Source organism: Crossiella sp. S99.2, from assembly GCF_023094165.1.
Lineage (GTDB): Bacteria > Actinomycetota > Actinomycetes > Mycobacteriales > Pseudonocardiaceae > Crossiella.
Map to the genome: position 1 here is coordinate 35,512 of NZ_JALMDK010000022.1, position 26,459 is coordinate 61,970.

The 26,459-nt window shown below is 71.0% G+C and carries 20 protein-coding genes; 14 read left to right on the forward strand and 6 right to left on the reverse strand.

All coding sequences use genetic code 11. The features are described 5' to 3' along the window. Positions 1-311: 311 nt before the first annotated feature. The 4 genes from MZC64_RS44805 to MZC64_RS44820 all read left to right on the forward strand — a co-directional run bounded on the left by MZC64_RS44805 (position 312) and on the right by MZC64_RS44820 (position 4,800). Positions 312-1,322 (forward strand): LacI family DNA-binding transcriptional regulator, encoded by a 1,011-nt coding sequence (locus MZC64_RS44805; RefSeq protein ID WP_247765815.1) that lies wholly within the window; start codon positions 312-314, stop codon positions 1,320-1,322. Between the two features lie 172 nt (positions 1,323-1,494). Next, a complete protein-coding gene (locus tag MZC64_RS44810) occupies positions 1,495-3,024 on the forward strand; it encodes an amino acid adenylation domain-containing protein (RefSeq protein ID WP_247765816.1) in 1,530 nt (509 codons plus the stop codon). Continuing rightward, the gene (locus MZC64_RS44815; RefSeq protein WP_247765817.1) at positions 3,021-4,289 is read left to right on the forward strand and encodes a hypothetical protein; all 1,269 of its coding nucleotides are present in this window, start codon (positions 3,021-3,023) and stop codon (positions 4,287-4,289) included. Before MZC64_RS44810 ends, MZC64_RS44815 begins: the two co-directional genes overlap by 4 nt. A gap of 1 nt (position 4,290) precedes the next feature. Further along, complete coding sequence (locus tag MZC64_RS44820; protein WP_247765818.1) at positions 4,291-4,800, forward strand: sigma-70 family RNA polymerase sigma factor; 510 nt, start codon at positions 4,291-4,293, stop codon at positions 4,798-4,800. A gap of 210 nt (positions 4,801-5,010) precedes the next feature. On the opposite strand, the gene MZC64_RS44825 is transcribed toward MZC64_RS44820, so the two are convergent. Next, on the reverse strand, positions 5,011-7,362 hold the full coding sequence (locus MZC64_RS44825) for a glycoside hydrolase family 3 N-terminal domain-containing protein (protein ID WP_247765819.1): 2,352 nt from the start codon (positions 7,360-7,362) through the stop codon (positions 5,011-5,013). A 163-nt stretch (positions 7,363-7,525) separates the two neighbouring features. On the opposite strand from MZC64_RS44825, the gene MZC64_RS44830 reads away from it, so the two are divergent. From MZC64_RS44830 to MZC64_RS44840, 3 genes are read left to right on the forward strand one after another with little or no spacing between them, the layout of a single operon-like run. Next, positions 7,526-8,815, forward strand: a complete 1,290-nt coding sequence (locus MZC64_RS44830) for an extracellular solute-binding protein (protein ID WP_247765820.1) — start codon at positions 7,526-7,528, stop codon at positions 8,813-8,815. Beyond that, positions 8,812-9,663: a carbohydrate ABC transporter permease gene (locus MZC64_RS44835; RefSeq protein ID WP_247765821.1), complete on the forward strand. Its 852-nt coding sequence runs from the start codon at positions 8,812-8,814 to the stop codon at positions 9,661-9,663. The genes MZC64_RS44830 and MZC64_RS44835 overlap by 4 nt, the downstream gene beginning before the upstream one ends. Next, on the forward strand, positions 9,660-10,478 hold the full coding sequence (locus MZC64_RS44840) for a carbohydrate ABC transporter permease (RefSeq protein WP_247765822.1): 819 nt from the start codon (positions 9,660-9,662) through the stop codon (positions 10,476-10,478). Before MZC64_RS44835 ends, MZC64_RS44840 begins: the two co-directional genes overlap by 4 nt. Before the next feature lie 15 nt (positions 10,479-10,493). Here MZC64_RS44840 and MZC64_RS44845 read toward each other — a convergent pair whose 3' ends face one another. Continuing rightward, positions 10,494-11,498: an endo-1,4-beta-xylanase gene (locus MZC64_RS44845; protein WP_247765823.1), complete on the reverse strand. Its 1,005-nt coding sequence runs from the start codon at positions 11,496-11,498 to the stop codon at positions 10,494-10,496. A 120-nt stretch (positions 11,499-11,618) separates the two neighbouring features. Here MZC64_RS44845 and MZC64_RS44850 point away from each other — a divergent pair, with 120 nt between their 5' ends. Next, positions 11,619-12,629: a LacI family DNA-binding transcriptional regulator gene (locus MZC64_RS44850; RefSeq protein WP_247765824.1), complete on the forward strand. Its 1,011-nt coding sequence runs from the start codon at positions 11,619-11,621 to the stop codon at positions 12,627-12,629. Positions 12,630-12,684: 55 nt separating this feature from the next. Here MZC64_RS44850 and MZC64_RS44855 read toward each other — a convergent pair whose 3' ends face one another. Next, on the reverse strand, positions 12,685-13,752 hold the full coding sequence (locus tag MZC64_RS44855) for a lytic polysaccharide monooxygenase (protein WP_247765825.1): 1,068 nt from the start codon (positions 13,750-13,752) through the stop codon (positions 12,685-12,687). A 119-nt stretch (positions 13,753-13,871) separates the two neighbouring features. Here MZC64_RS44855 and MZC64_RS44860 point away from each other — a divergent pair, with 119 nt between their 5' ends. Beyond that, positions 13,872-14,423, forward strand: coding sequence for a hypothetical protein (locus MZC64_RS44860; protein ID WP_247765827.1), 552 nt, complete (start codon positions 13,872-13,874; stop codon positions 14,421-14,423). A 205-nt stretch (positions 14,424-14,628) separates the two neighbouring features. Here MZC64_RS44860 and MZC64_RS44865 read toward each other — a convergent pair whose 3' ends face one another. Beyond that, on the reverse strand, positions 14,629-15,654 hold the full coding sequence (locus tag MZC64_RS44865; protein ID WP_247765828.1) for a LacI family DNA-binding transcriptional regulator: 1,026 nt from the start codon (positions 15,652-15,654) through the stop codon (positions 14,629-14,631). A gap of 194 nt (positions 15,655-15,848) precedes the next feature. Here MZC64_RS44865 and MZC64_RS44870 point away from each other — a divergent pair, with 194 nt between their 5' ends. The 5 genes from MZC64_RS44870 (at position 15,849) to MZC64_RS44890 (ending at position 23,379) form a co-directional block, all read left to right on the forward strand. Further along, a complete protein-coding gene (locus tag MZC64_RS44870) occupies positions 15,849-18,782 on the forward strand; it encodes a glycoside hydrolase family 48 protein (protein WP_247765829.1) in 2,934 nt (977 codons plus the stop codon). A 165-nt stretch (positions 18,783-18,947) separates the two neighbouring features. Continuing rightward, the gene (locus MZC64_RS44875; protein ID WP_374205890.1) at positions 18,948-20,225 is read left to right on the forward strand and encodes an extracellular solute-binding protein; all 1,278 of its coding nucleotides are present in this window, start codon (positions 18,948-18,950) and stop codon (positions 20,223-20,225) included. Beyond that, positions 20,222-21,157 carry a carbohydrate ABC transporter permease gene (locus MZC64_RS44880; protein WP_247765831.1) on the forward strand — a complete coding sequence of 312 codons (936 nt, stop codon included), beginning with the start codon at positions 20,222-20,224 and terminating at the stop codon, positions 21,155-21,157. Before MZC64_RS44875 ends, MZC64_RS44880 begins: the two co-directional genes overlap by 4 nt. Beyond that, positions 21,154-21,975, forward strand: a complete 822-nt coding sequence (locus MZC64_RS44885) for a carbohydrate ABC transporter permease (protein ID WP_247765834.1) — start codon at positions 21,154-21,156, stop codon at positions 21,973-21,975. The genes MZC64_RS44880 and MZC64_RS44885 overlap by 4 nt, the downstream gene beginning before the upstream one ends. A 3-nt stretch (positions 21,976-21,978) precedes the next feature. Next, positions 21,979-23,379 (forward strand): GH1 family beta-glucosidase, encoded by a 1,401-nt coding sequence (locus tag MZC64_RS44890; RefSeq protein ID WP_247765836.1) that lies wholly within the window; start codon positions 21,979-21,981, stop codon positions 23,377-23,379. 189 nt (positions 23,380-23,568) lie between these two features. On the opposite strand, the gene MZC64_RS44895 is transcribed toward MZC64_RS44890, so the two are convergent. Further along, complete coding sequence (locus MZC64_RS44895) at positions 23,569-25,281, reverse strand: glycoside hydrolase family 6 protein (RefSeq protein ID WP_282106922.1); 1,713 nt, start codon at positions 25,279-25,281, stop codon at positions 23,569-23,571. Between the two features lie 142 nt (positions 25,282-25,423). Then, positions 25,424-26,266, reverse strand: coding sequence for a cellulase family glycosylhydrolase (locus MZC64_RS44900; protein WP_247765837.1), 843 nt, complete (start codon positions 26,264-26,266; stop codon positions 25,424-25,426). Positions 26,267-26,459 lie beyond the last annotated feature (193 nt).

The following is a 26,459-nucleotide window of genomic DNA, read 5'->3' on the forward strand; positions in this document are numbered from 1 at the left end:
GGCCGCCGAAGCGGAAAAAGACAGCGGCCACTGCGATGAATGAGAATCAGCGGCGGTAAATGATAATGACAACAAATGCTGCAACCGGCAGCGTAATGAGGCATTTACCCGCTGTCAACATGCCGATTCGCTGAATTCTCCCATCACGTATATGACCCATTTCGATTGCCTTCGAATCGAATTGTCGAAATGGCTCCGCCCGGCTGGAAACCGTCTTGCCGGAGGGCCTTCGCAAGACGGTTGGCCCTAGCCGGAGCCCCGGCCCGGCCGTACCGTCCCAGAGCACCAACGGCGGTGACGAGGAGGGCGGGTTGGCCACCATCGCGGACGTGGCCCGGCGGGCCGGCGTCGCCCCGAGCACGGTGTCCTACGTGCTCTCCGGCAAGCGCGCGATCAGCCCGGCCACCAGGGCCAAGGTCGAGGAGAGCGCCCGCGCCCTCGGCTACCTCACCCAGCAGGCGCCACGCGGCGCGGCGCGGCGGACCGGCGTTCTCGGCCTGGTCGCGCCGTTGCGCGCGGGCACCCACCTGCCGGTGCTGATGCGCTTCGTCAGCGCGGTGACCACCGCCGCGCACCGGCACGGCAACGACGTTTTGCTGCTCACCGCGGACACCGGCGCGGACGGCCTTGGCCAGGCGGTGCAGCGCGGCGGCGTGGACGGCCTGGTGGTGCTGGACGTGGAACTGCGCGATGCCAGAGCCCCGGTGCTGCGCGCCATGGACCGCCCCTCGGTGCTGATCGGCTTCCCGGTCGACCCCACCGGACTGACCTGTGTGGACCTGGACTTCACCGCGGCGGGCGCACTGTGCCTCGACCACCTGGCCGACCTCGGGCACCACTGCGTGGCCCTACTCGGCTCGCCCCAGCTGGTCTACCACCGCGACACCGGCTACGCGCACCGCACCATGGCAGGCTTCACCGCGGCCGCGATCCGGCGCGGCGTCTCGGTGCTGACCAGGGCGACCGACGAGCAGCTGCCGTCGGTGCGGCGCACGGTGACCGCCCTGCTGCGGGAGCAGCCCCGGCTGACCGCGCTGGTGGTGCACAACGAGGGCGCCCTGCCCTCGGTGCTGACCTGCCTGCGCGAACTCGGCCGCGACGTGCCGGCTGACCTGTCCGTGGTGGCCATCTGCCCGGACGAGCTGGCCGAGCGGGCCAGGCCGCGACTGACCTCGGTGCACCTGCCTGCCGAGGAACTGGGCGCCAGGGCCGTCGACCTGCTCGCCGCCCGGCTCGCCGGGGTCCGGCCACCGGCGCTGACCCTGCTGCCGCCGCGGCTGACCGAACGCGCCAGCGCGCACCGCCGCCGCCCCGGCTCCTGAGCGCCCTGGAGTCCATTGTGGACTCTTCCGTTCGACTCGCGTTCGACGCCGCGTTCGACCACGACCGGGCCAACTTCCAAGCCCGGCAACGATTTCCGCAGATTTAGTTGAACATTCACCCGACCTGTCTCGTTCAGACGGGGTGACCACCGGCCTGGCGAAAGGATCCGGAGTGACCCCGATCGTCGAATCCCCTGCCCTGCGCGGCCTGCCCCCGCACGAGCGCGTGCTCTTCGACCGCTTCGGGCAGGGGCCACGCACACCAGTCCCGTTCACCCGCGTCCACCACGCGATCCAGGCGCGGGCCGCGGCCTGCCCGCAAGCCCCAGCCGTGGAGCACCTCGGCGAGTCGGTGACCTACGCCGAACTGGACCACAGGGCCACCGCGCTGGCCCGGCTGCTCATCGAGCACGGGGTGCGCCCCGGCGCGCACGTCGGGCTCTTCCTGACCAGGTCGGTGGCCATGGTGGTCGGCATGCTCGCGGTGCTCAAAGCCGGCGCGGCCTATGTGCCGCAGGACATCCGGCTCACCCCGCCGCCACACCTGCGGCACATCGCCGCGGTGGCGGGCATCGAGGCCGTGCTCACCACCTCGGCACACCGGGGACTGGTGCCTGCCGGCCTGGGCACGGTGATCACGATCGACGACCACCCCGCCGCGACCGCGGCACTGCCCGCCCAGTGCGGCGAGACCGCGGTGGTGATCTTCACCTCGGGCACCACCGGCAGGCCCAACGGGGTCAGGGTCAGCCACGCCAACCTGTGCAATGTCCTGCTCACCGCACCGGGTTCGCTCGGCGTCGGCCCCGGCGACCGGGTGCCGCAGCTGCTCAACATCGCCTTCGACATGGCCGTGTGGGAGGTGCTGGGCACGCTGGCCAACGGCGGCTGCGTGCTGGTGCGCGGCGGCGAGGCGACCACGGCGGCCCGCACCGCGACCGCGCTGATCGCCACCCCCGGCGTGCTGTCCACTGTGGACCCGAGGGACTGCCCGCTGGTGCGGGTGGTCGCGGTGGCCGGTGAGCGCTGCCCGCCCGCGCTGGCCCGCGCCTGGTCGCGCACCGCGGTCTTCCACAACGCCTGCGGCCCCACCGAGGTCACCATCGTCAACACCGTGCAGCGCTACGACCCGGTCACCGGCAGGCTGACCATCGGCCGCCCGGTGCCCAACACCACCGTCTACGTGCTCGACGAGGCGCTCAACCCGTGCCGGATCGGCGAGATCGGCGAGATGTGGGCCGGTGGCGCCTGCGTCACCGGCGGCTACCTCGGCGACGCCGGCCTCACCGCGCAGCGCTACCGCCCCGACCCGTTCCTGGGCGGTGGCCTGATGTTCCGCACCCGCGACCTGGTCCGCTGGACCACCGACGGCGAGCTGGAACACCACGGGCGCACCGACGACCAGGTGAAGGTCAAGGGATTCCGGGTCGAGCTGGACGCGGTCACCGCGGCGCTGGAACGCGCGCCCGGCTGCCGGCGGGCCAGCACGGTGCTGCACCAGGGCGGGCTGGTCGGGTTCGTCAGCCCGGCCACCGCGGTGCCGGAGTCGGTCCGCCGCTCGGTGGCCGCCCAGCTGCCCTACTACTGCGTGCCCGCGCTGATCGTGCCGGTGGACCGGCTGCCGCTGACCGAGCGCGGCAAGGTGGACCGGCGGGCGCTGCTGTCCCGGCTGCCCGGCCAGCGGGCGGAGACCGTCGCGTGAGCGCCGCCCCGGTACTGGCCCCCGCCCCGGCGAGCTGGCGCGCCCGGTTGCGGCGCAGGCCGTTCACCCACCACAACCGGCTGCTGGCCGCGGTGCTGCTGGCGAATCTGGTGGCGGCGCTGGCCACTGACTGGCGCGCCGAGCTGGATGTGCTGGTGTGGCTGGTGCTCGGCAACCTGCTGCTGGCCGTGCTGATCCGCCAGCAGCACGTGATCAACCTGCTGTTCCGGCTGGCCACCAGCGCACCGAAGCACTGGCCGCTGCGGGTGCGGTGGACGCTGGGCAAGGTCTACCACTTCGGCGGCCTGCACGTCGGCGCCGCGATCGGTGGCACGGCCTGGTTCGCCGTGCTGGCCTGGGTGCTCACCGCCCGCGGTGGCCCCACCTCGCTGCTGGCCTGCACCTGGGCCATCGCGGCGCTGCTGGCCGCCATGGTGGTGCTCGCGCTGCCGAAGCTGCGCGCCGCCCGGCACGACCTGTTCGAGCGCTGCCACCGCTTCGGCGGCTGGGCACTGCTCCTGCTCTTCACCGCGCACGCGGCCGCGCTGGCCGAGGCGCGGGGCCGGGATTTCCTCGGCTCCGCGCCGTTCTGGGCCCTGCTGGTGGTGGTGACCAGCGTGGCGCTGCCGTGGCTGCGGCTGCGCCGGGTGCCGGTGCGGATCAGCACGCCGTCCCCGCACGTGGCCCTGGTGGCCTTCGACCACGGCGTCACCCCGTTCGCCGGGTCCTCCACCGCCGTGAGCCGGAACCCGTTGCTGGAGTGGCATTCCTTCGCCAACGTGCCCGCACCCGGCCGCTCCGGCTTCCGGCTCACCATCTCCCGCGCGGGCGACTGGACCGGCGCACTGGTCGACGACCGGCCAACCCACCTGTGGGTCAAGGGCATCCCGACCGCGGGCGTCGGCAACATCGACCGGCTCTTCCGCGGCGTGGTGTGGGTGGCCACCGGCAGCGGGATCGGCCCGTGCCTGCCGCATCTGCTCGCCGGGGACACCCCGGCCCGCCTGGTGTGGTCGACCAGGAACCCGGTGCGCACCTACGGCGAGGCGCTGGTGGCCGAGATCGGGTCCGTGCAGCCGGCGGCGGTCATCTGGGACACCGACCGCGACGGCAAGCCCGACCTGGTCGAGCTGGCGCTGCGCGCGCACCGGGAGTCCGGCGCGGAGGCCGTCATCTGCATCTCCAACCGGAAGACCACCTGGCACCTGGTCGAGTCCCTTGAGGCACAAGGGATTCCGGCCTACGGCGCGATCTGGGACTCCTGAGGTGAGCAGCACGGCGGCGGAGCTGCTCCGCCTGGTGCATGACCGGCACGCGCCCGCGCTGTGGCGCTTCGCGCTGCGGATGACCGGCGACGAACAGCTCTCCCAGGACGTCGTCCAGGAGAGCCTGCTGCGGCTGTGGCGCAGCCCCGCGGTGCTGGACCAGGGCGAGTCGGCGGCGCGGGCCTGGCTGTTCCGGGTGGCGCGCAACGTGGTCATCGACGAACGCCGCAGCGCGCGCTCCCGGCGGGAGGTGGGCGCGGCCAGGGTGCCCGACCCGCCGCGCCCCGACCAGACCGACTCGGTGCTGGACGCCTGGGTGATCACCGAGGTGCTGACCCAGCTGACCACCGAGCAGCGCACGGTCATCATCCGCGCGTTCTACCTCGGGCACTCCGTCGCCGAACTCGCGGTGGACCTGGCCGTGCCGCAGGGCACCGTGCGCTCCCGCCTGCACTACGGCCTGCGCGCGCTGCGCCACGCCCTCCGGGAGAAGGGGCTGACCAGCCGGTGACGCCACCAGCCGACCCGTACCGGGACTGGGACGCCGCCTACCTGCTGGGCGCGCTGTCCCACACCGAGCGCCGGGACTACGAAGGACACCTGCATGCCTGCCGGCCGTGCGCCCGCGCGGTCGCCGGGTTCGCCGGGCTGCCCGGCCTGCTCGCCACGGTGGCCAGGGAGCAGGCTGCCGTGCTGCTCGACCAGACGGGCGCCGCGGGGGTCAGTCGCGCCGGTGGCTGTCCGGCAGACCGGTGGCCTCCTGCGCATCCAGCCACACCGGGGTCACCAGCACCCGGTCCGGGCCGGGGTACCGGGGTTCGCCGGTGACCCGCACCGTGGCCTGCCACCGGATGTCGATGCTGGAGGAGCCCAGCAGCAGGTGCAGCTCGCCGGGTTCGACCACCCGGCGGCCGTCGCGGCCGGTGAAGGAGGTCCGGTCGGCGTGCAGCCGGAAACGGACCCGCGCCGACTCGCCGGGGTCCAGGTGCACCCGGACGAACCCGGCCAGCTGGCGCACCGGCCGGGTCACCGAGGCCACCGGGTCGTGCAGGTACAGCTGGACGACCTCCGCGCCGGGCAGGGCGCCGGTGTTGCGCACCCGGCAGGACACCTCGATCTCGCCGTCGCTGGGCAGTTCGGTCTGCGCGTGCCCCGCCAGGTACTCGAAGCTGGTGTAGGACAGGCCGTGGCCGAACGGGAACCGCGGAGTAGGGTCCACGGAGCTGACCGGCCCCGGTCCGCCGAGCCGGGGGCGCAGGTAGGTCGCCGGCTGTCCGCCGGGGCCGTGCGGGACCTGCGCGGGCAGCTTGCCCGAGGGGTTCACCCGGCCGCTGAGCACGCCCGCGACCGCGACCGCGCCCTCCTGTCCAGGGAAAAAGGCCTGCACCACGGCCGCGGCCCGCTCGGCGTCCCCACCGAGGGCGTAGGGGCGGCCGGCGAGCAGGACCAGCACCACCGGCGTCCCGGTGTCCAGCACCGCGGTCAGCAGCTCGGCCTGCACCCCCGGCAGGGCCAGGTCGGCGGCGTCGCAGCCCTCGCCGGAGGTGCCACGGCCGAACAGGCCGGAGCGGTCGCCGAGGACCAGCACGCACACCTCGGCGGCGTCGGCGAGCGCGGCCGCGGCCGGGATGCCGGAGCGGTCCGCGCCGGTGACGGCACAGCCTGGGGCGTAACGGATCCCGGTGTCCGGGAACTCCGTGCGCAGCGCGGCCAGCAGGGTGGGGACCTCGATGCCCAGCGGGACCTCGGGGTGCTGGGTGCCGACGTGGCTGGGGAAGGAGTAGCAGCCCAGCAGGGCGAGCACCTCCTCCGCGCACGGCCCGACGACCGCCAGGCGCCCCGGCTCGCGCAGCGGCAGCAGGCCGGAGTCGTTGGCCAGCAACACGATCGAGCGTTCGGCCAGGGTGCGGGCCAGCGTGCGCAGCTCCGGCGGGTCCAGGTCCACCGGCCGGTCCTGGCGCAGCGCGGGCGGCTCGGGATCCCAGTCCTCATCCAGCAGGCCCAGCTCGCACTTCTGCCGCAGCACCCTGGTCACCGCGCGGTCCACCAGCTCCTCCGGCACCACGCCGGCGCGCACCAACCCGGCCAGCGGCTCGCCGTAGCAGCGCACGCTCGGCAGCTCCACGTCCACCCCCGCGGCCAGCGCGAGCGCCGCCGCCTCGCCGGCGGAACCGGCCACGCCGTGCGCGGTCTCCAGGAAGGAGATGCCGAAGTAGTCGGCCACCACCACGCCCTGGAAGCCCCAGGTCTCCCGCAGCAGTCCGGTCAGCAGCGCCGGATCCGCCGCCGGGGGCAGGCCGTCGACCTCGGCGTAGGAGTGCATCACCGACCGCGCCCCGCCCGCGCGCAGGGCCAGCTCGAACGGCGGCAGCACCACATCGGCGAACTCACGCGGCCCCATGCTCACCGGGGCGTGGTTGCGGCCGGCGCGGGAGGCCGAGTACCCGGCGAAGTGCTTGAGAGTGGCCACGATCCCGGCCGACTCCAGGCCGCCGGTGTAGGCCGCGCCGAGCACGCCGACCAGGTACGGGTCCTCCCCCAGCGTCTCCTCGGTCCGGCCCCAGCGCGGATCGCGCAGCACGTCCAGCACCGGGGCCAGGCCCTGGTGTACGCCGACCCCGGCCAGCGAGCGGCCCACCGCCTCGGCCATCCACCGCACCGTGCCGGGGTCGAAGGCGGCCGCCCAGGCCAGCGGCGCCGGGAACACCGTGGCCCGCCAGGCGGTGAAGCCGGAGAGGCACTCCTCGTGCGCCATCGCCGGGATGCCCAGCCGGGTGTTCGCGACCAGGCGGCGCTGGGTCCGCGCCAGCGCCCTGGCCGCGTGCGCCGGATCGACGGGGGCGGTGCCGAAGACGCGGGTCAGCTGGCCCAGCCCGGACTTGGTCAGTTCGTCCCACGGCGGAAGGGACTCGGCGAACTCGTGCTGGGCCGGGGCGACCTCGGCCGCCACCTCGGACACCCCCACCCACACGCCGACGAGCTGGGCCAGCTTCTCCGCCAGGGTCATCTCGGTGAGCAGCGCGGCCACCCGCTCCGCTACCGGACGACCCGGCATCCCCCAGGCACGATCCATACCGCCGATAGTATCGGCAGTACTGCGAAACACAACCCGGCACGAATGAACGGCCAAAATGGGACTCTGTTTGGACTAAAGCCGCTCTTGACACCAGCAGAGCCGCCTCCCTAGGGTCGGCCGCACTCGCGATATTTCCGAAACATTTCGGAAAGGTGGCTCCATGTTACGGCGTTCCCGGCCGCGTGTTCTCCGCCTCCTGGCCCTCGTCCTCGCCGCGGGCGCGCTCGCCGCCTGCGGCACCTCCGGCCCGGCAGGCCAGGCGGGGGTCACGGTGTGGGCCTTGCAGGACACCGTGCTCAACCCGATCGAACAGCAGTCGGTGGACCGCTTCACCCGCGCGGGCGGCGCCGCCAAGCTGGAAACCTTCGGCAACGACCCGTACAAGCAGAAGCTGCGGGTCGCCCTCGGCTCGCCGAACCCGCCCTCGGCCTTCTTCAACTGGGGCGGCGGCAACCTCAAGGAGTACGTCGACGCCGGCAAGGTCGCCGACCTGACCCCGCTGCTGGCCGAGCACCCCGGCCTGGGCGAGGCGTTCCTGCCGAACGTGCTGGACGCGGCCCGCCTGGACGGCAAGCTCTACGGCCTGCCGATGCGCGGCATGCAGCCGGTGGTCCTGTTCTACAACAAGGAGGTCTTCGCCGCCGCCGGCGCGCGGCCGCCGGGCACCTGGGACGAGCTGCTGGCGCTGGTGGAGACCTTCAAGGCCAGGAACGTGCAGCCGATCGCGCTGGCCGGCTCGCAGGCCTGGACCGAGCTGATGTGGGCGGAGTACCTGCTCGACCGGATCGGCGGCCCCGAGGTTTTCCGCGCGGTGAAAGGCAATCCCGAGGGCTGGCGGCACCCGGCCGTGCTGGAGTCGATGACCCGGCTCAAGGACCTCATCGACCGCGGCGGCTTCGGCCGGGACTTCGCCGGGGTGGGCTATGACCTCGGCGGCGCCTCCACCATCCTGGCCCAGGGCAAGGCCGCGATGCACCTGATGGGCTCCTGGGAGTACGTCAACCAGCTCGGCCAGAGCCCGGAGTTCGTCAAGCGGGACGCGCTCGGCTGGGTCCCCTTCCCCGCGCTGCCCGGCGGCAAGGGCGATCCGCGCGACCTGGTCGGCAACCCGGCCAACTTCTACTCGGTGGCCGCCGGATCGTCCACAGTGGACCAAGCGAAGAAGTTCGTGGCCACCCAGCTGCACGATCCCGCCTACGTGCAGGCGCTCATCGACGCCGGAGACGTGCCCGCGGTGACCGGGCTGGCGGAGCAGCTGGCCAAGGCCCCCAACGCCGCCTACACCGGCTGGCTCTACGACCGGGTGCGCGCCGCCCCGCACTTCCAGCTGTCCTGGGATCAGGACCTGCCTGCCGAGCAGGCCACCTTCCTGCTCACCCAGCTCCAGGAGTTCTTCCTGGGCAAGCTCTCCCCCCGGCAGTTCGCCGACGCGCTGGCCAGCCGCGGATGACCCAGCGGCCGTCGGCTTTCTACGCCCTGCCCGCGCTGGCCTTGTTCACCCTGTTCGCGGTGCTGCCGATGGCGCTGGTCTTCGGCCTGAGCTTCACCGCCTGGGACGGCCTGGGCACACCCCGGGTCACCGGCGCGGACAACTGGGTCCGGCTCTACCGCGACGGCGAAGCGCACGCCGCGCTCGGCCGGACCCTGCTGATCATGGCGCTGTGCTGGCTGGTGCAGACCCCACTGGCGCTGCTGACCGGGGTGTGGGCGGCGGGCAGGCAGCGTGGCAGGGCGGTGCTCAGCGCGCTGTTCTTCCTGCCGCTGCTGCTCTCCACCGCCGCGATCGCCCTGCTCTGGCAGGCGTTGCTGGACCCCAACTTCGGCCTCACCGCCGGGGTGCTGGCCCCGCTGGGCGACCCCGAGCTGGCGCTCTACACGGTGGTGCTGGTGATCACCTGGCAGTACGTGCCCTTCCACACCCTGCTCTACCAGGGCGCGGCGCGGGCGGTGCCGCCCTCGCTGTACGAGGCCGCGGTGCTGGACGGGGCCGGGCGGCTGGCCCGCTTCCGGCACATCACGCTGCCCCAGCTGCGGCACACCGTGATCAGCTCCTCGGTGCTGATGCTGGTCGGCTCGCTGACCACCTTCGACACCGTGCTGATCCTCACCGGCGGCGGACCGGGCACCGCGACCCGGATCCTGCCGCTGCACATGTACATCACCGGGTTCACCGGCTTCGAGCTGGGTTACGCCAGCGCGATCGGCGTGCTGCTCATGGTGCTGGGCGCCGCGCTGTCGCTGATCGTGTTGCGGGCCACCGGTTTCCGCGCCATGTCCAGTCAACAGGAGGGCGGATGAGGAGCACGCCGAACCGGATCGGCGGCGCCTTCGCCGGACTCTGGCTGCTGGTGGTGCTGCTGCCGCTGTACTACCTGCTGGCCGCGAGCCTGCGCGGACGGACCGACTACCTGACCGGCCATCCCCTTGCCCCACCTGCGGATCCGACCCTGGCGAACTACCTCACCGTGCTGGCGGGCGGGTTCGGCCGGTACCTGTTCAACAACGTGGTGGTCACCGTGGCCACCGTGCTCATCGTGCTGCTGCTGGCTGTGCCCGCGGCCTACGCGGCCACCCGCAGCACCAGCCCGTGGGTGCGGCGCGGGTTCAGCCTGCTGCTGGCCGGGCTGGCGATTCCGGCGCAGGCCACCATCATCCCGGTCTACCTGCTGATCACCCGGCTGCACCTCTACGACAGCCTCACCGGGGTCATCCTGCCCACCGCGGCCTTCGCGCTGCCGGTGGCCACCCTGGTGCTGACCACCAGCCTGCGCGAGGTGCCGCGCGAGTTGTACGAAGCGCAGGCCATTGACGGGGCCGGGCCGCTGCGCACGCTGGTCGAGCTGGTGCTGCCGCTGGCCAGGCCGGCCATCGTCACCGTGGCCATCTACACCGCGCTCAGCGCCTGGAACGGTTTCCTGTTCCCGCTGGTGCTCACCCAGTCCGCGGAAAACCGGGTGCTCACCCTGGGACTGTGGAACTTCCAGGGCCAGTTCGGGGTGAACGTGCCCGGCCTGCTGGCCGCGGTGACGCTGTCGGTGCTGCCGATCTTCGTGGTCTACCTGATCGGACGGCGGTTCCTGCTGGCCGGCCTCACCGCCGGGTTCGGCAAGTGAGGCCGACCCGCCGGGTCAGGGGTTGATCGCGCGGTAGGCCGGTTTTGCTCGCAGGGAGCGGTCGAACAGGCAGGCGTCCCCGGTGCCGGGGAAGGTGCCCGGCACCCAGGAATGCCGGTCGGTGAAGCCCCAGGTGGTGAACTCCACGCAGCGGCTCACCGCGTGGCAGCCGTCCCACAGCTGCTTGTAGTAGTTCGCCTGGGCGGCCAGCTTGCCGCCGTCGCTGGGCAGCTGGATGCGCACGTCGGCCTCGGTGATCGCCACGTCCAGGCCGAGCGCGGCCAGCCGCCGCAGGTTGTCCTGGTAGCCACCGGGAAAGCCGTACTGGGTGGCCAGGTGCGCTTGGATGCCCACCCCGTCGATCGGCACGCCCTGCTGCTTGAGCTGCCGTACCAGCGCGTACATCGCATTGGCCTTGGCGCTGTTGCCCTCGGTGTTGTAGTCGTTGATGTAGAGCTTGGCCGAGGGGTCGAGCTGGCGGGCCAGCCGGAAGGCGTCGGCGATCCAGTTGTCGCCCAGTCTGGTCTGGAAGATCGAGGAGCGGCGTCTGCCGTCCTCCTCGAACACCTCGTTGACCACGTCCCAGGCCCGGATCTTGCCCCGGTACCGGGTCATCGTGGTGCGGATCCGGCTCTCCACCGCGGCGCGCAGGTCGTTGGCGGAGAGGTTGTTCAACCAGTTCGGGTACTGGCTGTGCCACACCAGGGTGTGCCCGCGCACGGTTTTCCCGTTCTGCTGGGCGTAGTTGACGATCGAGTCCGCCCCGCCCCAGTTGTACTGGCCGCGGTTGGGCTCGGTGATCGCCCACTTCATCTCGTTCTCCGGCGTCACGCTGTCGAACTCGCGGGTCAGGGTCCCGCGGTAGTCCGGCTCATTGGCCAGGGGGCCCGCGGCGACCGCGCTGCCGACCCAGCGGTTGGTGATGCCGTGCAGGGGACCCGCGGCCGAGGCGGGTAGCGCGCCCGCGCCCACACCGGCGACGAGCAGGCCCAGCACCAGCAGTTGTCTGCGCAACTTCATTGTCGCTCCCGGGGTTGTCGATACTTTCTATGTGAAAACCGACACTTTCGAAGCTAGGCGCGGTCCTGTCGCCCCGGCAATAGGCCCGTTGGGGCAACCCGGCTGTCGTAGACTCCGGCCATGGCACCGGGCAAGGTCACCATCGCGGACATCGCCGCCGAGGCGGGCGTTTCAATCCCGACAGTTTCGAAGGTGATGAACGGCAGGCCCGATGTCGCGCCGGACACCCGCGAGCGGGTGGAGTCGATCATCCGCCAGCACGGCTACCAGCGCAGGGGCGATGAGCGGTCCCGCCGCTCGACCCTGGTGGAGCTGATGTTCCACGAGCTGGAGAGCGCCTGGGCGCTGGAGATCATCCGCGGCGCCGAGCAGGTGGCCGCCGAGCAGGGTCTGGCACTGGTGCTCACGGAGTCACAGGGCAGGCTGACCCCTGGCCAGCGCTGGGTGGACGGCGTGATCACCCGCAAACCCCTCGCCGTGGTCGCGGTGTTCTCCGATCTCAGCGCCGCCCAGCTGGCCAAGCTGCGAGCCAGGGACATCCCGGTCGTGGTGGTGGACCCGATCGGCGAGCCGGGCGTGCACACCCCCTCGATCGGCGCGACCAACTGGAACGGCGGCCTGACCGCCACCCGGCACCTGATCGAACTGGGCCACCAGCGCATCGCGGTGATCGGCGGCCCGGAACGGGTGCTGTGCAGCCGGGCCAGGGTGGACGGCTACCGCGCCGCGCTGGAGACCGCCGGGCTGGTGGTGGACCCGGAACTGGTGCGCTACGGCGACTTCCACGTCGAGTCCGGCCGCGCGCGGTTCGAGGAGCTGCTCACGCTGCCCCGGCGGCCCACCGCGGTCTTCGCCGGCAGCGACCTGCAGGCGCTGGGCGTCTACGAGGCCGCGCGCACCGCGGGCCTGCGCATCCCGGAGGACCTGAGCGTGGTCGGCTTCGACGACCTGCCGGTGGCGCAGTGGGTCGGCCCGCCGCTGACCACGGTCCGCCAGCCGTTGCAGGACATGGCCGCCGCGGCCACCCGCCTCGCGGTGGCACTGGCCCGCGGCGCCGAACCCGAGCACCGCAGGGTCGAGCTGGCCACCACGCTGATCGTCCGCCGCAGCACCGCCCCGCCCCCGAGTTGACCGAACCGCGGCGCGGGTCCCGGTGGAGGAAGGGACCCGCGCCGCGGCGGCGCCATCAGGGACTGGCGCAGGTGAGTGGACTTGCCGGTGTGTGGTCACCGGCCGACTCCACGTTGAACGAGAACGCCGCCTGCCCGCCCGCGGGCACACTCGCGTTCCAGGACGCGTTCTTCGCCGTCACCACCGAATCCGTGACGGTGTGCGTGGCGTCCCACAGGCTGGAGATCCGCTGATCGGCCTGGGCGGTCCAGCGCACGGTCCAGCCCCGCACCGGTGTGCTGCCGGGGTTGCGCACGGTCACCGTCACCTGGGCGCCACCGGCCCACCTGGTGGTGACCGCGTACTCGGCGGTGCAGGCTCCCGGCGGGCCCGCGGTGGTGCTGGTCGGGCTGGTGCTGCCGGTCGGGCCCGGGTTGCCGCCGATGCCGGTGACCTCGCCGTTGCCGCCGTCGAAGACCACGTCGGAGCAGCCGTAGAAGGTCTCCTTGCTGTCCGAGCGCTTCCACACCGAGTAGATGATGTGCTTGCCGCTCTTGCCCTGCGGCAGCCTGCCGTTCCAGCCGTAGTGGCCCTCGACCGTGCCGACCGAACCGGTCAGCGGTGGGTGGTCGACGGTCAGGAACGGCTGCTCCTCGATGTCGTTCCAGGTCAGTGGCCGGGTCGGGCTCCAGCTGTCCTTGGTGACGTAGAGGGAGAACCAGCCGGGGTGGGCAGCCCAGGCGTTGTAGGACCAGCGCATGTTCGCGCCGGCGGTCAGGTGGGTGAGCGGCCAGTCGTTCCTGGCCAGGTTCCAGCCGGAGAAGGTGCTGTTGCCGCCGCTGCACAGCTGGCCGTCCGGCACGAAGCCGCGGGTGCGGCCCTCGCCGTCGGAGCGCAGCACGCTGAACCAGTTGTACAGCGGGTTGGTGCCGCTCTGCGCCACCGCGGCGGCGCAGGCCGGGTTCTTCGGCTTGATCTCACCGGTGGAGCTGAGGCCGTCCTTCCAGCAGAAGAAGGTCCGGCTGCCCGGCTGCATCATGGCGCCGTGCGCCTGAGCCGGGCGTTGATCAAGTAGGACGAGGACCATCGAACACAGCGCGACGACCACCGCCGCCAACGCCGCGAGCCTGCTTCGCAGTGTCATGGTCAGTTCCTCATGGCAGGGAATCTGGGAGCGCTTCCAGATTCGGGGTAGCACATCTCCTTGTCAATCAGGCAAAGGTTTGGCTACGGTGCTGGGAACGCTCCCAGACAGGAGGCGTCATGACCCTGCTCAGAATCGCCGCGGCCCTCGCGCTGACCCTGGCCGCACTCGCCGGTTGCGCCGCGGAACCCGTTGCGCCCCTTGCCGATCGGGGCGCGGGCGCACTCGGCCCGCCGGTCACCACCATGCACGGACTGGTGGACCTGGTCAGTGACCGGACCTCGGGCTGCACCGGCGCCAAGACCGGCACGCCCGAGGAGCTGGGCAGACTGGTCGGCGCCGAGCTGCGCGAGTTGTACGAGCCCTACATCGCGGAGTGGTCCACCTGCGCGGTGCCGCCCTCCTACCCCAAGGTCGGGCTGCTGTTGTTCGCCCCTGGCAAGCAGATCGAGTTCCAGCGAACCTGGCGGGACGCGATGGCCAAGGGCACCCTCGGCGAAGGCCCGACCCTGGCCTTCGGCAACGGTTTCGCGGTCACCTCGGGCTTCCTCGGCGTCTACCAGCTGGACCTGTACTACCTACGCTGCGCCTACACCGACGACAAGGTCCGCCAAATCCCAGCCGACGTAGACAACTGCGTCTTCACCCAGCCCCCCACCCACAACCACTAACCCCCGTGTTGGCCGTTACGGACGGCGAGTTGGCCGTTACGGACGCCGTCTTGGCCGTTATGGACGGCGAGTTGGCCCAACTGGTACGCCGGTGTGGCCAAAGTGGGCGTACCAGTTGGCCCAAGTCGTACCAGTTCGGCCAAGACCGGGTACGACAACGGCCAACACGGCGCGCCACCACGGCGACGGCGGTGGCGGCGTACTGCTAGGCCGAGGCTCGGCGGACCAGGGTGACCGGCAGGACCTGCCTGCGCGGTGGCGGGTTCTCGCCCTCGATGAGGCGTTGCAGGGTGAGCACCATCTGCCGGACCTGCTCGCGCGGGTCCTGGTGCACCGTGGTCAGCGGCGGGTTGGTCGCCTCGGCCAGGCCCCGGTGGTCGTCGAAGCCGACCACGGCCACGTCCTGCGGCACCCGTCGTCCCGCGGCGTGCAGCGCGCGCAGGGCGCCCGCGGCCATGGGGTCGTTGGCGGCGAAGACCGCGTCCAGCTTGGGGGTGCGCGCCAGCAGCCTGGTCATCGCCCGTTCGCCGCTCTCGGTGCTGAAGTCGCCTTCCTCGCACAGCCGGGCCGCGGCGCGGTCGTTCAGACCGAGGGTGCTCCGCCAGCCGGCCAGCCGGTCCACCGCCGAGCGCTGGTCCAGCGGTCCGGTGATGGTGCCGATCCGCTTGCGCCCCAACGACAGCAGGTGTTCCACCGCCAGCTTCGCGCCGCCGGTGTTGTCGAAGTCGACCATGTGCAGGCCGCGGGTGGCGCCGCCGGGGCCGCCGCCGCCGAAGACCATCGGCAGCCGCAGCAGCCGCAGCGCGGTCGGCAGCGGATCGCCCCGGTGCGCGGCGAAGACCAGCGCGCCGTCGACGTGCCCGCCCTCCAGGAAGCGCACCGTGCCCGGCACGTCCTCGCGGCTGTCCACCAGCATCATCAGCATCTGACTGCCCACCGCGGACAGCTGCCGGAACGCGCCGCGGACGATCTCGGCGAAGTACGGGTCCTCCAGCACCTTGGTCTCCGGCTCGGAGAGCACCAGCGCGATGGCGTTGGTGCGCCTGGTGACCAGCGAGCGCGCCGCCTGGTTGGGCGAGTAGCCCAGCTCGCGGGCGGCGTCGAGGACCTTCTCCTTGGCCCGCGAGCTGACGTAGGCGTCCTCGTTGAGCGCCCGCGAGGCGGTCGAACGGGACACACCGGCGTAGGCGGCGACGTCTTCCAGCGTCGGCCGCGTGGCACCTCGGGTCACACCCACCACCTCCGATGATCAGTTTAGCCCGCCCGGCGGCGCAGGCGAGACCGAACGGGTGCAATGTCGTCGATGGTCCCCGTCCGTGCGCGGCCGAGGGTTCACAGCGGGTTTCGGCGCGATTACAGTCCCATTCTGGGAGCGCTCCCAGAATCCACCGCCCTCACCCCTGTGTGTCCGGAGGAGGACCCTGTATGAGATCCCGTGCGCTATCCCGGCGATGGCGAGCCGGACCACTGCCCGCCGCACTCGCCACCGCGCTGGCCGGGGCGGTGACGCTCCCGCTGGGCGCGCTGCCCGCGGCGGCCGCCCCCTCGGTGGCCTGCACCGTGGTGTACCAGGTGACCAACGAGTGGGGCCCCGGCTTCAGCGCCGCCGCGACCATCCGCAACGAGGGCGAGGCCCTGGACGGCTGGCGGCTCACCTGGACCTTCCCCGACGGCCAGCGGATCACCAACGGCTGGAACGGCGTGTTCACCCAGCAAGGCGCGGTGGTCACCGTGGCCAACCCGGAGTGGGGCCGGGTACTGCCCGCCGGCGGCAGCACCCAGGTCAACTTCAACGCCGAGAAAGGCGCGGCGAACCGGCCGCCGACCGATTTCGCGGTCAACGGCATCCGCTGCACCGGCGCGAACCGGGCCCCCTCGGTCGCGCTGACCAGCCCGGCCGACGGCAGCACCTTCACCGCCCCGGCCAGCATCGCGCTGGCCGCCGAGGCCGCCGACACCGACGGCACGGTCAGCAAGGTCGAGTTCTTCGCCGGCACCACCCCCGTCGGCACCGCCACCGCGGCGCCGTGGCGGGTCAACTGGACCGGGGCCACCGCCGGTGAGTACTCGGTGACCGCCCGCGCCACCGACGACCGGGGCGCCACCACGGTGTCCAGCCCGGTCGCGGTGCGCGTGCTGGGCGCGCCCGCGGTGCTGGCCACCCCCGGCGCGGTCAGCGTGCGCCAGGGCGACTCGGTCAAGGTCGGGGTCAAGCTGGCCTCCGCACCGGCCGGGGAGGTCACCGCGACGGTGATCCGCACCGGCAGCGCGGACCTGACCGCGACCCCGGCCACCCTGCGGTTCACCCCGCAGAACTGGCACACCGCGCAGCAGCTCACCATCGCCGCGGCCGACAACGGCGGCGCGCTGGGCGAGGCCAGGTTCACCGTGTCCGCCGCCGGGCACACCGCGGCCACCATCACCGCGAAGGAGCTGGGCAAGGACACCTCCAGCTACGCGGCGGCCTTCCTGGCCCAGTACAACAAGATCAAGGACCCGGCGGCAGGCTACTTCCGCCGGTTCGGTGAGCTGCTGGTGCCCTACCACTCGGTGGAGACCCTGGTGGTGGAGGCGCCCGACCACGGGCACCAGACCACCTCGGAGGCATTCAGCTACTACCTGTGGCTGGAGGCCAGCTACGGCCGGGTGACCAAGGACTGGGCGCCGCTGGCCAAGGCCTGGGAGTCGATGGAGAAGTTCATCATCCCCGGCAGCAAGGACCAGCCGACGAACTCCTTCTACAACCCGGCGAAACCGGCCACCTACGCCCCGGAGCACCCGCACCCCAGGGGCTACCCCTCGCAACTGGACCCCGGCGTCGCGGTCGGACAGGACCCGCTGGCCGCTGAGCTGCGCTCGGCCTACGGCAACAACGACATCTACGGCATGCACTGGCTGCTCGACGTCGACAACACCTACAAATACGGCTTCTGCGGCGACGGCACCAACGCCGCACCGGCCTACATCAACACCTTCCAGCGCGGTGAGCAGGAGTCGGTCTGGGAGACCGTGACCCACCCCTCGTGCGACACGTTCAAACACGGCGGCCGCAACGGGTTCCTGGACCTGTTCACCAAGGACGCCAACTACTCCAAGCAGTGGCGCTACACCAACGCGCCGGATGCCGACGCGCGTGCGGTGCAGGTGGCCTACTGGGCCAAGACCTGGGCCGAAGCTCAGGGCAAGGGCGCGGAGGTGGCGCCGATCCTGGCCAAGGCGGCCAAGATGGGCGACTACCTGCGCTACGCCATGTTCGACAAGTACTTCAAGAAGATCGGCGACTGCCACGGTCCGGGGAGCTGCCCCGGCGGCACCGGCAAGAACAGCGCGCACTACCTGATGGGCTGGTACTACGCCTGGGGCGGCGCGACCGACACCTCGGCAGGCTGGGCCTGGCGGATCGGCTCCAGCGCACCGCACCAGGGCTACCAGAACCCCCTCGCGGCCTGGGCGCTGGCCAACGACCCGTCACTCAAGCCGAAGTCGGCCACCGGTCAGCAGGACTGGGACACCAGCTACGACCGGCAGCTGGAGTTCTTGCAGTGGCTGCAAGCGTCCAACGGCGGCATCGCCGGTGGCGCCAGCAACAGCTGGGGCGGCTCCTACCAGCCGCCGCCCGCCGGGTCGGCGAAGTTCCATGGTATGGCGTATGACTTCCAGCCGGTGTGGCACGACCCGCCGAGCAACCGGTGGTTCGGCTTCCAGGTGTGGGGCGTGGAACGCATCGCCCAGCTCTACCACGTGACCAAGGACGCCCGGGCCAAGGCGATCCTGGACAAGTGGGTGCCCTGGGCCATCGCCAACACCACCGCGGGCAACGGCTCCTTCCGGGTGCCCTCGGACCTGGAGTGGACCGGCAAGCCCGACGACTGGACCGGCACCCCCACCGGCAACGCCGGCCTGACGGTCAAGGTGCTCAACCACAGCCAGGACGTCGGGGTGGCGGCCGCCCTGTCCAAGACGCTGCTCTACTACGCGGCAGCCTCGGGCAACACCGCGGCGCGCACCACCGGTGAGCGCCTGCTCGACGCGCTGCTGGCGCACCAGGACGGCAAGGGCATCGCGATCCCGGAGACCCGCGCCGACTACACCCGCTTCGACGACAAGCTCAGCACCGCCAACGGTGACGGGCTCTACATCCCGCCGGGCTGGACCGGCACGATGGCCAACGGCGACCGCATCGACGCCAACTCCACCTTCCTGTCCATCCGGTCCTTCTACCGGAACGACCCCGACTGGCCCAAGGTGCAGGCATACCTGGACGGCGGGCCGGCGCCGACCCTGACCGTGCACCGGTTCTGGTCGCAGGCGGAGATCGCCACCGCCTTCGCCGCGCACAGCGAACTCTTCGGCGGCTGAGCCGGACGGGCGCGAACTGGGAGCGATTCCAGTTCGCGCCCGAACCGGCAACCCTTCGACAGTCTTTTTCCTTGATCCCCTTGACACTCCGGACATCTCGGGGCAACACTCAACTCGATTTCTGGGAGCGCTCCCAGTATGGTCCAGAACGGCGAAAGGGTTGACGTGCGCCATCTCTTACCTCGATCACTCGCACTCGGGCTCGCGGTCTCGGCGGTGGCCGCGCTGACCGCCTGCGGTGCCGGCGCCGGCTCGGACGGCAAGCTGGAGCTGACCATCGCCACCTTCACCGAGTTCGGGTACGAGGACCTGCTCAAGGAGTACGAGGCGGTGCACCCGAACATCCGCGTCACCCACCGCAAGACCGGGCAGGCCGCGCCGCACCACCAGAACCTCTACACCAAGCTGGGCGCCGGTTCCGGCCTGGCCGACGTGGAGGCGGTGGAGGAGGGCCACCGCGCCAAGGTGATGGAACGCGCGGACAAGTTCGCCAACCTGCGCGAGATCGGACCGGCCGAGGTCACCCCGGATCGTTGGCTGGGCTGGAAGTCCGAGGCGGTCACCACCAAGGACGGCCGCCTGATCGGCTACGGCACCGACATCGGCCCGCTGGCCATGTGCTACCGCAAGGACTTCTTCGCCGAAGCCGGCCTGCCCAGCGACCCGCAGGGGGTCAAGGCGCTGTTCGCCACCTGGGACAGCTTCTTCGCCGCGGGCGAGAAGTTCACCGGCAAGATCAGCGGCAAGGCCTGGTTCGACTCGGCCGCGCAGATCTTCAACGCCATGCAGAACCAGCTGCCCCAGGGTTACTTCAACACCGAGGACAAGCTGATCATCGAGAGCAACCAGGCCATCAAGGCCAACTGGGACAAGCTCACCGCCGCGGTGGCCAAGGGTCAGTCCGCCAAGCTGACCGCCTTCGGCCCGGAGTGGAACAGCGCCTTCCGCACCGGCGCCTTCGCCACCAAGACCTGCCCGTCCTGGATGCTCGGCGTGGTCGAACAGCACGCCGGCCCGGAGAACCAGGGCAAGTGGGCGGTCACCGACGCCTTCCCCGAGGGCGGCGGCAACTGGGGCGGCTCGTACCTGACCGTGCCCAAGCAGAGCAAGCACCCCAAGGAAGCCGCCGAACTGGCCGCCTGGCTGACCGCGCCCGCGCAGCAGCTGAAAGCCTTCGCCGCCAAGGGGACCTTCCCCAGCCAGGTCGAGGCGCTCAGCAGCGAGCAGCTGCTGAACAGCCACAACAAGTACTTCGACGTCAAGGCCGGCGCCTTGTTCGCCGAGCAGGCCCGCAAGGTGGCCAAGGCACAGTACAAGGGCCCCTCTGACGGGGAACTCCAGGACGTCGTCTCGGTCGCCGCGCTGCAGAAGGTCGAGCAGGGCGCCTCCCCTGCGGAGGGCTGGCGGCAACTCGTCGACGGCGCGAAGAAGCTGGCCAAGTGAGTCTGGACCTACACCCGCAGACCCGCCGTGACCGGCTCGGCGAGTGGGACCTCCGGTTCTCGCCCTACCTCTACATCGCGCCGTTCTTCCTGATCTTCGGCCTTACCGGCCTGTTTCCGTTGCTCTACACCGCCTACGTAGCCCTCTTCGACTGGGAGCTGGGCGGTGCGGAGCCGACCTTCGTCGGGCTGGACAACTTCACCACCCTGCTCACCGACGAGCAGTTCTGGACCACGCTGACCAACACGATCAGCATCTTCCTGCTCTCCAGCGGTCCACAGCTGGTGATCGCGGTGCTGCTGGCCGCGCTGCTCAACACCAGGGTCCGCCCGGCCACCGGCTGGCGGGTCGGCGTGCTGCTGCCCTACGCGGCCAGCCTGGTCGCCATCGGCATCATCTTCGCCAACCTGTTCGGCCGCGACTTCGGCCTGGTCAACACCCTGCTGGAATGGTTCGGCCTGGACCGGATCGACTGGCAGGCCAACCGCTTCGCCAGCCACCTGGCCATCGCCTTCATGGTGAACTGGCGCTGGACCGGCTACAACGCGCTGATCGTGCTCGCCGCGATGCAGGCCATCCCCAAGGACGTCTACGAGGCCGCGGTGGTCGACGGGGCCGGTGCGGTGCGCCGGTTCTTCAGCATCACCCTGCCGCTGCTGCGCCCGACGCTGATCTTCGTGGTGATCACCTCCACCATCGGCGGGCTACAGATCTTCACCGAGCCCAAGCTGTTCGACACCAGGCCAGGCTCCAACAACGGCGGCTCGTCCAACCAGTTCCAGACCATCACCCTCTACCTGTACCAATCCGCCTTCGAGAACCAGAACTTCGGCTACGCCTCGGCGATCGCCTGGGTGCTGTTCCTGGTGATCATCGTCTTCGCCGGGATCAACTTCCTGCTGACCCGGCGGCTGGCGGGGGTGGGGCGATGAGCGTGGGCAGACCCAACTCCACGGTGTACGGGCTGTTGCTGGCCTTCGTGCTCGGCTCGGCCTTCCCGTTCTACTGGTCCTTCGTGGTGGCCAGCCGGGACAGCGCCACCGTCACCGAGCGGGTGCCGCCGCTGCTGCCCGGCGGGAACTTCTTCGCCAACGCGGCCAAGGTGTTCGACTCGGTGCCGTTCTGGAAGGCATTGGGCAACAGCATGATCGTGGCGGGCACGGTGACCGTGTCCACCGTGCTGCTGTCCACACTGGCCGGTTTCGCCTTCGCCAAGCTGCGTTTCCGCGGCCGGGGAGTGCTGTTCGTGGCGGTGGTGGCCACCCTGGCGGTGCCCACCCAGCTGGGCATCGTGCCGCTGTACATGCTGATGGCCGAGTTCGGCTGGGCCAACAGCCTGGCGGCGGTGATCGTGCCGAACCTGGTCACCGCGCTCGGGGTGTTCTGGATGCGCCAGTACATCCTGGAGGCGGTGCCCTACGAACTGATCGAGGCCGCCCGGATGGACGGGTGCAGCCTGATCCGCACCTTCTGGCACGTGTGCCTGCCCGCGGTCCGCCCGGCCGCTGCCTTCCTCGGCATGTTCACCTTCATGACCTCCTGGAACGACTTCCTGTGGCCGTTGGTCGCCCTCGACGCGGGCAACCCCACCATCCAGGTGGCCCTGGAGAAGCTCCAGAGCGGCTTCTACATCGACTACTCGCTCGTGCTGGCCGGCACAACCATGGCGACGGTCCCGGTTCTGCTGATCTTCGTCCTGCTCGGCAGGCACATCGTCGCCGGCATCATGCAGGGCGCTGTGAAGGGATGACGAGTGCACGTATCTGACCACGCCGTCGAGCTGGCTTTCCCACCGGGATTCCTGTGGGGCGCGGCCACCGCGGCCTTCCAGATCGAGGGATCGACCACTGTGGACGGTCGAACCGACTCGATCTGGGACGCCTTCTGCCGGACCCCCGGCAAGGTGCACAACGGCGACACCGGCGAACCGGCCACCGACCACTACCGACGGATGCGCGAGGACGTCGCGCTGATGGCCGACCTCGGCCTGCGCGCCTACCGGTTCTCCGTGGCCTGGCCCCGGATCCGCCCGGACGGCGGCCCGGTCAACCCGGCGGGCCTGGACTTCTACCAGCGCCTGGTGGACGAGCTGCTGGCCAGGCAGATCACCCCGTGGATCACCCTCTACCACTGGGACCTGCCGCAGGCGCTGGAGGAGCGCGGCGGCTGGGCGAACCGGGACACCGCCTACCGCTTCGGCGAGTACGCCCAGACCGTGGTCGGCGCGCTCGGCGACCGGGTGCCGTTCTGGACCACGCTCAACGAGCCCTACTGCTCCTCCTTCGTCGGCTACGCCTCGGGCAGGCACGCCCCCGGCCGCACCGACCCGCACGCCACCGTGGCCGCCGTGCACCACCTGCACCTGGCGCACGGCCTCGGCCTGCTGGCGATCAGGGACGCCGCCCTCCAGGCTCAGGCCGGGATCACGCTCAACCTGTACCCGGTGCGCCCGGCCGACCCCGGTTCCGAAGCCGACGCCGAGGCGGCCCGCAGGGTCGACGGACTGCAGAACCGGATCTTCCTCGACCCGGTGCTGCGTGGCGAGTACCCCGAGGACGTGCTCGCCGACCTGGAGCCGTTCGGGTTGTCGGGCCACATCCAGGAAGGCGACCTGGACCTGATCGGTGCGCCACTGGACCTGTTGGGCGTCAACTACTACAGCAGCCTGCACGTCTCCGGCGCGGCCACCGAGCCCGCCGACGGCCCCACTACCTGGATCGGCGCCGAACACGTGCGCTTCCCCAGCAGGGGCCTGCCGCGCACCGACATGAACTGGGAGATCCAGGCCGCCGGGCTCACCGAGGTGCTCACCCGGCTGCACACCGAGTACCCGCCGCTGCCGCTCTACATCACCGAGAACGGCTCGGCCTGGCCGGACAAGCCCAACGGCGACGGCCAGATCGAGGACGCCGACCGGGTGTCCTATTTGGACGGTCACCTGCGCGCGGCGCACGAGGCCATCCGGGCAGGGGCCGACCTGCGCGGGTACTTCAGCTGGTCGCTGCTGGACAACTTCGAGTGGGCCGAGGGCTATGCCAAGCGGTTCGGCCTGGTGCACGTGGACTACCAGACCCAGGTCCGTACCCCGAAGCGCAGCGCGCACTTCTACGCCCAGGTGATCAGGCAGAACGGGCTGACCGCCGAACAACCGTGATTGCTCCAGGTAACTGACCGACCGCCTACCCACCGACGTCACCAGCGGCTGACTGGGACGCCGGTGGGTAGGCGGTTGCCGAGCACCGCTCGCCTGGTGGCTGTGAAGTCCGCACCTTCCCCGCCGTGGTGGGGTGGAATGCCGCCCTCGCGACGCTGCGAGGGCGGCGTTCCGGGTCCGGTCAGGCGATCACAGTGCGGGGTAGGCGTTGCGCATGAGTTCCTGCAGCTGTGCGGGGAAGAAGTGGCCCGACAGCGGCGCGTTGCCCAGTGCGCCGGACATGTTGTTGCCGTTGCGGATGTTGCCGGTGTAGGTCGGGTCGCACATCCGGTCGAAGCCCTTGCCCTCGTTGTTCTGGATGTACTTGCTGGAGCCGTCGGACTCGCCGGGCGGCTTCATCCACACGTAGGCGTCGACACCGGCGGGACCGGGGTTGGCCTTCGGCCGCTCGCCGAGGCCGGCGCCGGACTGGTTGCACCAGTTGCCGAGGTGGATGCGCCGGTCGACGCGGGACTGGTTGACGAAGGTGTTCGGGTCGGTCGAGGTGCTCGCCGCGGTCGGGCGGTTGGGGCCGCCCCAGCCGTTGCGCGCGGTGTCGATGAGCATGCCGACGTCCTGGCCGAAGCAGGCCGCGGCGGCCCTGGCCCGGAAGTCCTGGGCGTAGCCCACCTCGTCGACGTAGCGGTTCCAGTCCACCCACTTGGTGCTCTCCCGCAGCGGCCTGCCGCCGACCACGGTGTCGGCCTTGAAGAACGGTTCGGCGAGCGCGCTGAAGTTGGCGGTGTTGACGATGAAGCCGGACACGTCGGCCGGGGTGGCGCCGGAGGCGTTGGCCGCCTGGCACATCAGCTGCACGGTCGGGTTGAGGTTGTCGTCCCAGCCGAGCCAGCCGTGGTGCCCCGCGTCGATGTAGTTGTGCACGTTGGGCACGTCGCCGAGCTTGTTCAGCGCGTAACCGACGCCTGCGACGTAGTTTCCGTTGGCCTTCATGGTGTCGCACTGCGGGACCGCGGTGGGCCTGCCGCTGACGTTGGTGATCAGGTTCGGCAGCGAGTCGACCTCGATCACCGTGACGACGCGCAGCCTGGCGTAGGCGGGCCTGGCCAGGATCGCGGCGATGGGGTCGATGTACTCGGTGCGGTAGCGCCCGATCTCCGCGGCCTTGAGTTCGCCGTTGGAGGCCAGCGCCGAGCAGTCCCGGCCGGGCAGGTTGTAGATCACCAGCTGGAGCACCAGGGGCTTCGCCCCGTTCGCCGCGTCCTGCCGCACCGCCTCGTCGAGGTGGCCGACCAGACCCCTGGCGCCGGCGGTGCCGTTGATCGCCGCGATGCGGTCCAGCCAGACACCGGTGGGCTGGTTCGCGATGCGGCCGCCACCAGGCTCGGCGCGCACCTTGGCCGCCCAGTCCGGGTTCACGTACATGTCGGCGCCGGTGTAGGGGTTGTTCTCCCGGCTCCCGCCCGGCGGCGGCTCGGTCGGCTCGCCGGTGCAGGCGTTGCCGTTGAGCGTGAAGCCGGCCGGGGCGGGGTTGCCGCCGGAGTAGGTGGCGTTGAAGCCGATCTCCACCGAGGTCCCCGTGCCCAGGGCTCCATTGCCCGTCGCGGTCACGTTGGGGCTGTCGGCGGCCTGGGACCAGTTCGCACTCCAGCCTTGCGAAAGCCGCTGGTTGCCAGGGAAGGCGAAGCCCAGCGTCCAGCTGGAGATCGCATCGCCCAGATTGTTGATCTTGACTCGGGCGGTGAATCCAGTGCCCCAGTCGTGCACGCTGTAGTCGACCCGGCAGGCGGGCGCGGCGCTGGCCGAGGGGGCGGCTAGCACGGTGCCGAAGGTCGTGGCGGTCAGCACCGCCGCCAGACCCGCGGCCGTGCCGCGTAGACCACGGCCCGTTCGCAAGTTCGTCAACAGGGGTTTGAACCTCATCGCGGTTCCTCCGCTCGTCGCTGAGCGATCTCAGGGGGCGATTTCTGGGAGCGCTCCCAGTTTCGGATACTAACCCGGGCGCCAACGTGTGTACAGACATTCACCCTGGCGGTTCCCCCGGCGCTCAGGCCGCCCCGCCGAACACCGTGGCCCGTTTCGCGGTCTGCCTGATCCCGTTGGGGCCGTGGAAGATCCGCTGGCCCCAGCCGGTCAGCTGGGCCGGGTCGAAGGCGCTGGCCATGTCCAGATATCCCACGTCAGCGCTGTTGCCGCTCCACGACCAGCCCAGGTAGCCGATCCGGTTGGCCTGGCTGTAGGCGAGGATCGCGTTCTCGTCGGGGTCGCCGTCGGAGTGGAAGTGGCCGAACTCGCCCACCACGATCGGCAGCCGGGCGGCCAGGAACCGGCCAAGGTAGTCCGAGACCTTGGCCGCGGTGTTGTACACCCCGTACATGTGCACGCTGAACACGGTGTTGCGCAACGGGTCCGCGGCGAAGACCGCGCCCGCGCCGTCCCGCATGGTGAAGGACCAGTCCTGGCCCCAGTTCGGCGCGTCCACCATGATCGTGTGCCGCAGTCCGGCACCGCGCAGCTTGGCGATCGCGCCGCGGGTGTCCGCGCTCCAGCGCTGGTAACCGTTGTTGCCGTGCGGCTCGTTGCCGATGTTGATGATGACGAAGGACTCCTGGCCGCGCAGCGCCTCCCGGATGCCGAGCCAGTAGTCGGCGGCCCGGTCCAGGGTGACCGCGCCGGACTGCTCGCCGTAGCCGGTGGTGTCGTGCACCTCCAGCACGCACACCAGCTTCTGCCGCCTGCACTCCGCGACCACCCTGGCCACATCGGCGGTGTCGTTGCGGGTCCAGCGGTCGCCGGTGCTGAGCACCACCCGCGCCGAGTTGGCGCCGAGCGCGGACAGGTGCGCGAGCGAGCTGAACCGCTGCGGGTACCAGGTGTGCGCGTGGTTCACCGCGCAGCACGAACTCCACCCCGTTGGCGTCGTGCAGTCTGCCCTCGCGCACGGCGAAGCCGGTGGCCGCGTGCGCGGGGCCGGTCAGGAACAGGCAGGCGAGCAGGCTCAGCAGCACCGTGCTCAGCAGAGATTTTCGTGATCGCATAGTCCACCTCGCTGGTCCGATCGGGTCTGCCGCCCCGGATTCTCG

Bases quoted from the DNA above. Each gene is read 5' to 3' on its own strand.
- MZC64_RS44825 (WP_247765819.1), bottom strand. From the start codon at position 7,362: ATGGATCGTGCCTGGGGGATGCCGGGTCGTCCGGTAGCGGAGCGGGTG.
- MZC64_RS44830 (WP_247765820.1), top strand. From the start codon at position 7,526: ATGTTACGGCGTTCCCGGCCGCGTGTTCTCCGCCTCCTGGCCCTCGTC.
- MZC64_RS44835 (WP_247765821.1), top strand. From the start codon at position 8,812: ATGACCCAGCGGCCGTCGGCTTTCTACGCCCTGCCCGCGCTGGCCTTG.
- MZC64_RS44840 (WP_247765822.1), top strand. From the start codon at position 9,660: ATGAGGAGCACGCCGAACCGGATCGGCGGCGCCTTCGCCGGACTCTGG.
- MZC64_RS44845 (WP_247765823.1), bottom strand. From the start codon at position 11,498: ATGAAGTTGCGCAGACAACTGCTGGTGCTGGGCCTGCTCGTCGCCGGT.
- MZC64_RS44850 (WP_247765824.1), top strand. From the start codon at position 11,619: ATGGCACCGGGCAAGGTCACCATCGCGGACATCGCCGCCGAGGCGGGC.
- MZC64_RS44855 (WP_247765825.1), bottom strand. From the start codon at position 13,752: ATGACACTGCGAAGCAGGCTCGCGGCGTTGGCGGCGGTGGTCGTCGCG.
- MZC64_RS44860 (WP_247765827.1), top strand. From the start codon at position 13,872: ATGACCCTGCTCAGAATCGCCGCGGCCCTCGCGCTGACCCTGGCCGCA.
- MZC64_RS44870 (WP_247765829.1), top strand. From the start codon at position 15,849: ATGAGATCCCGTGCGCTATCCCGGCGATGGCGAGCCGGACCACTGCCC.
- MZC64_RS44885 (WP_247765834.1), top strand. From the start codon at position 21,154: ATGAGCGTGGGCAGACCCAACTCCACGGTGTACGGGCTGTTGCTGGCC.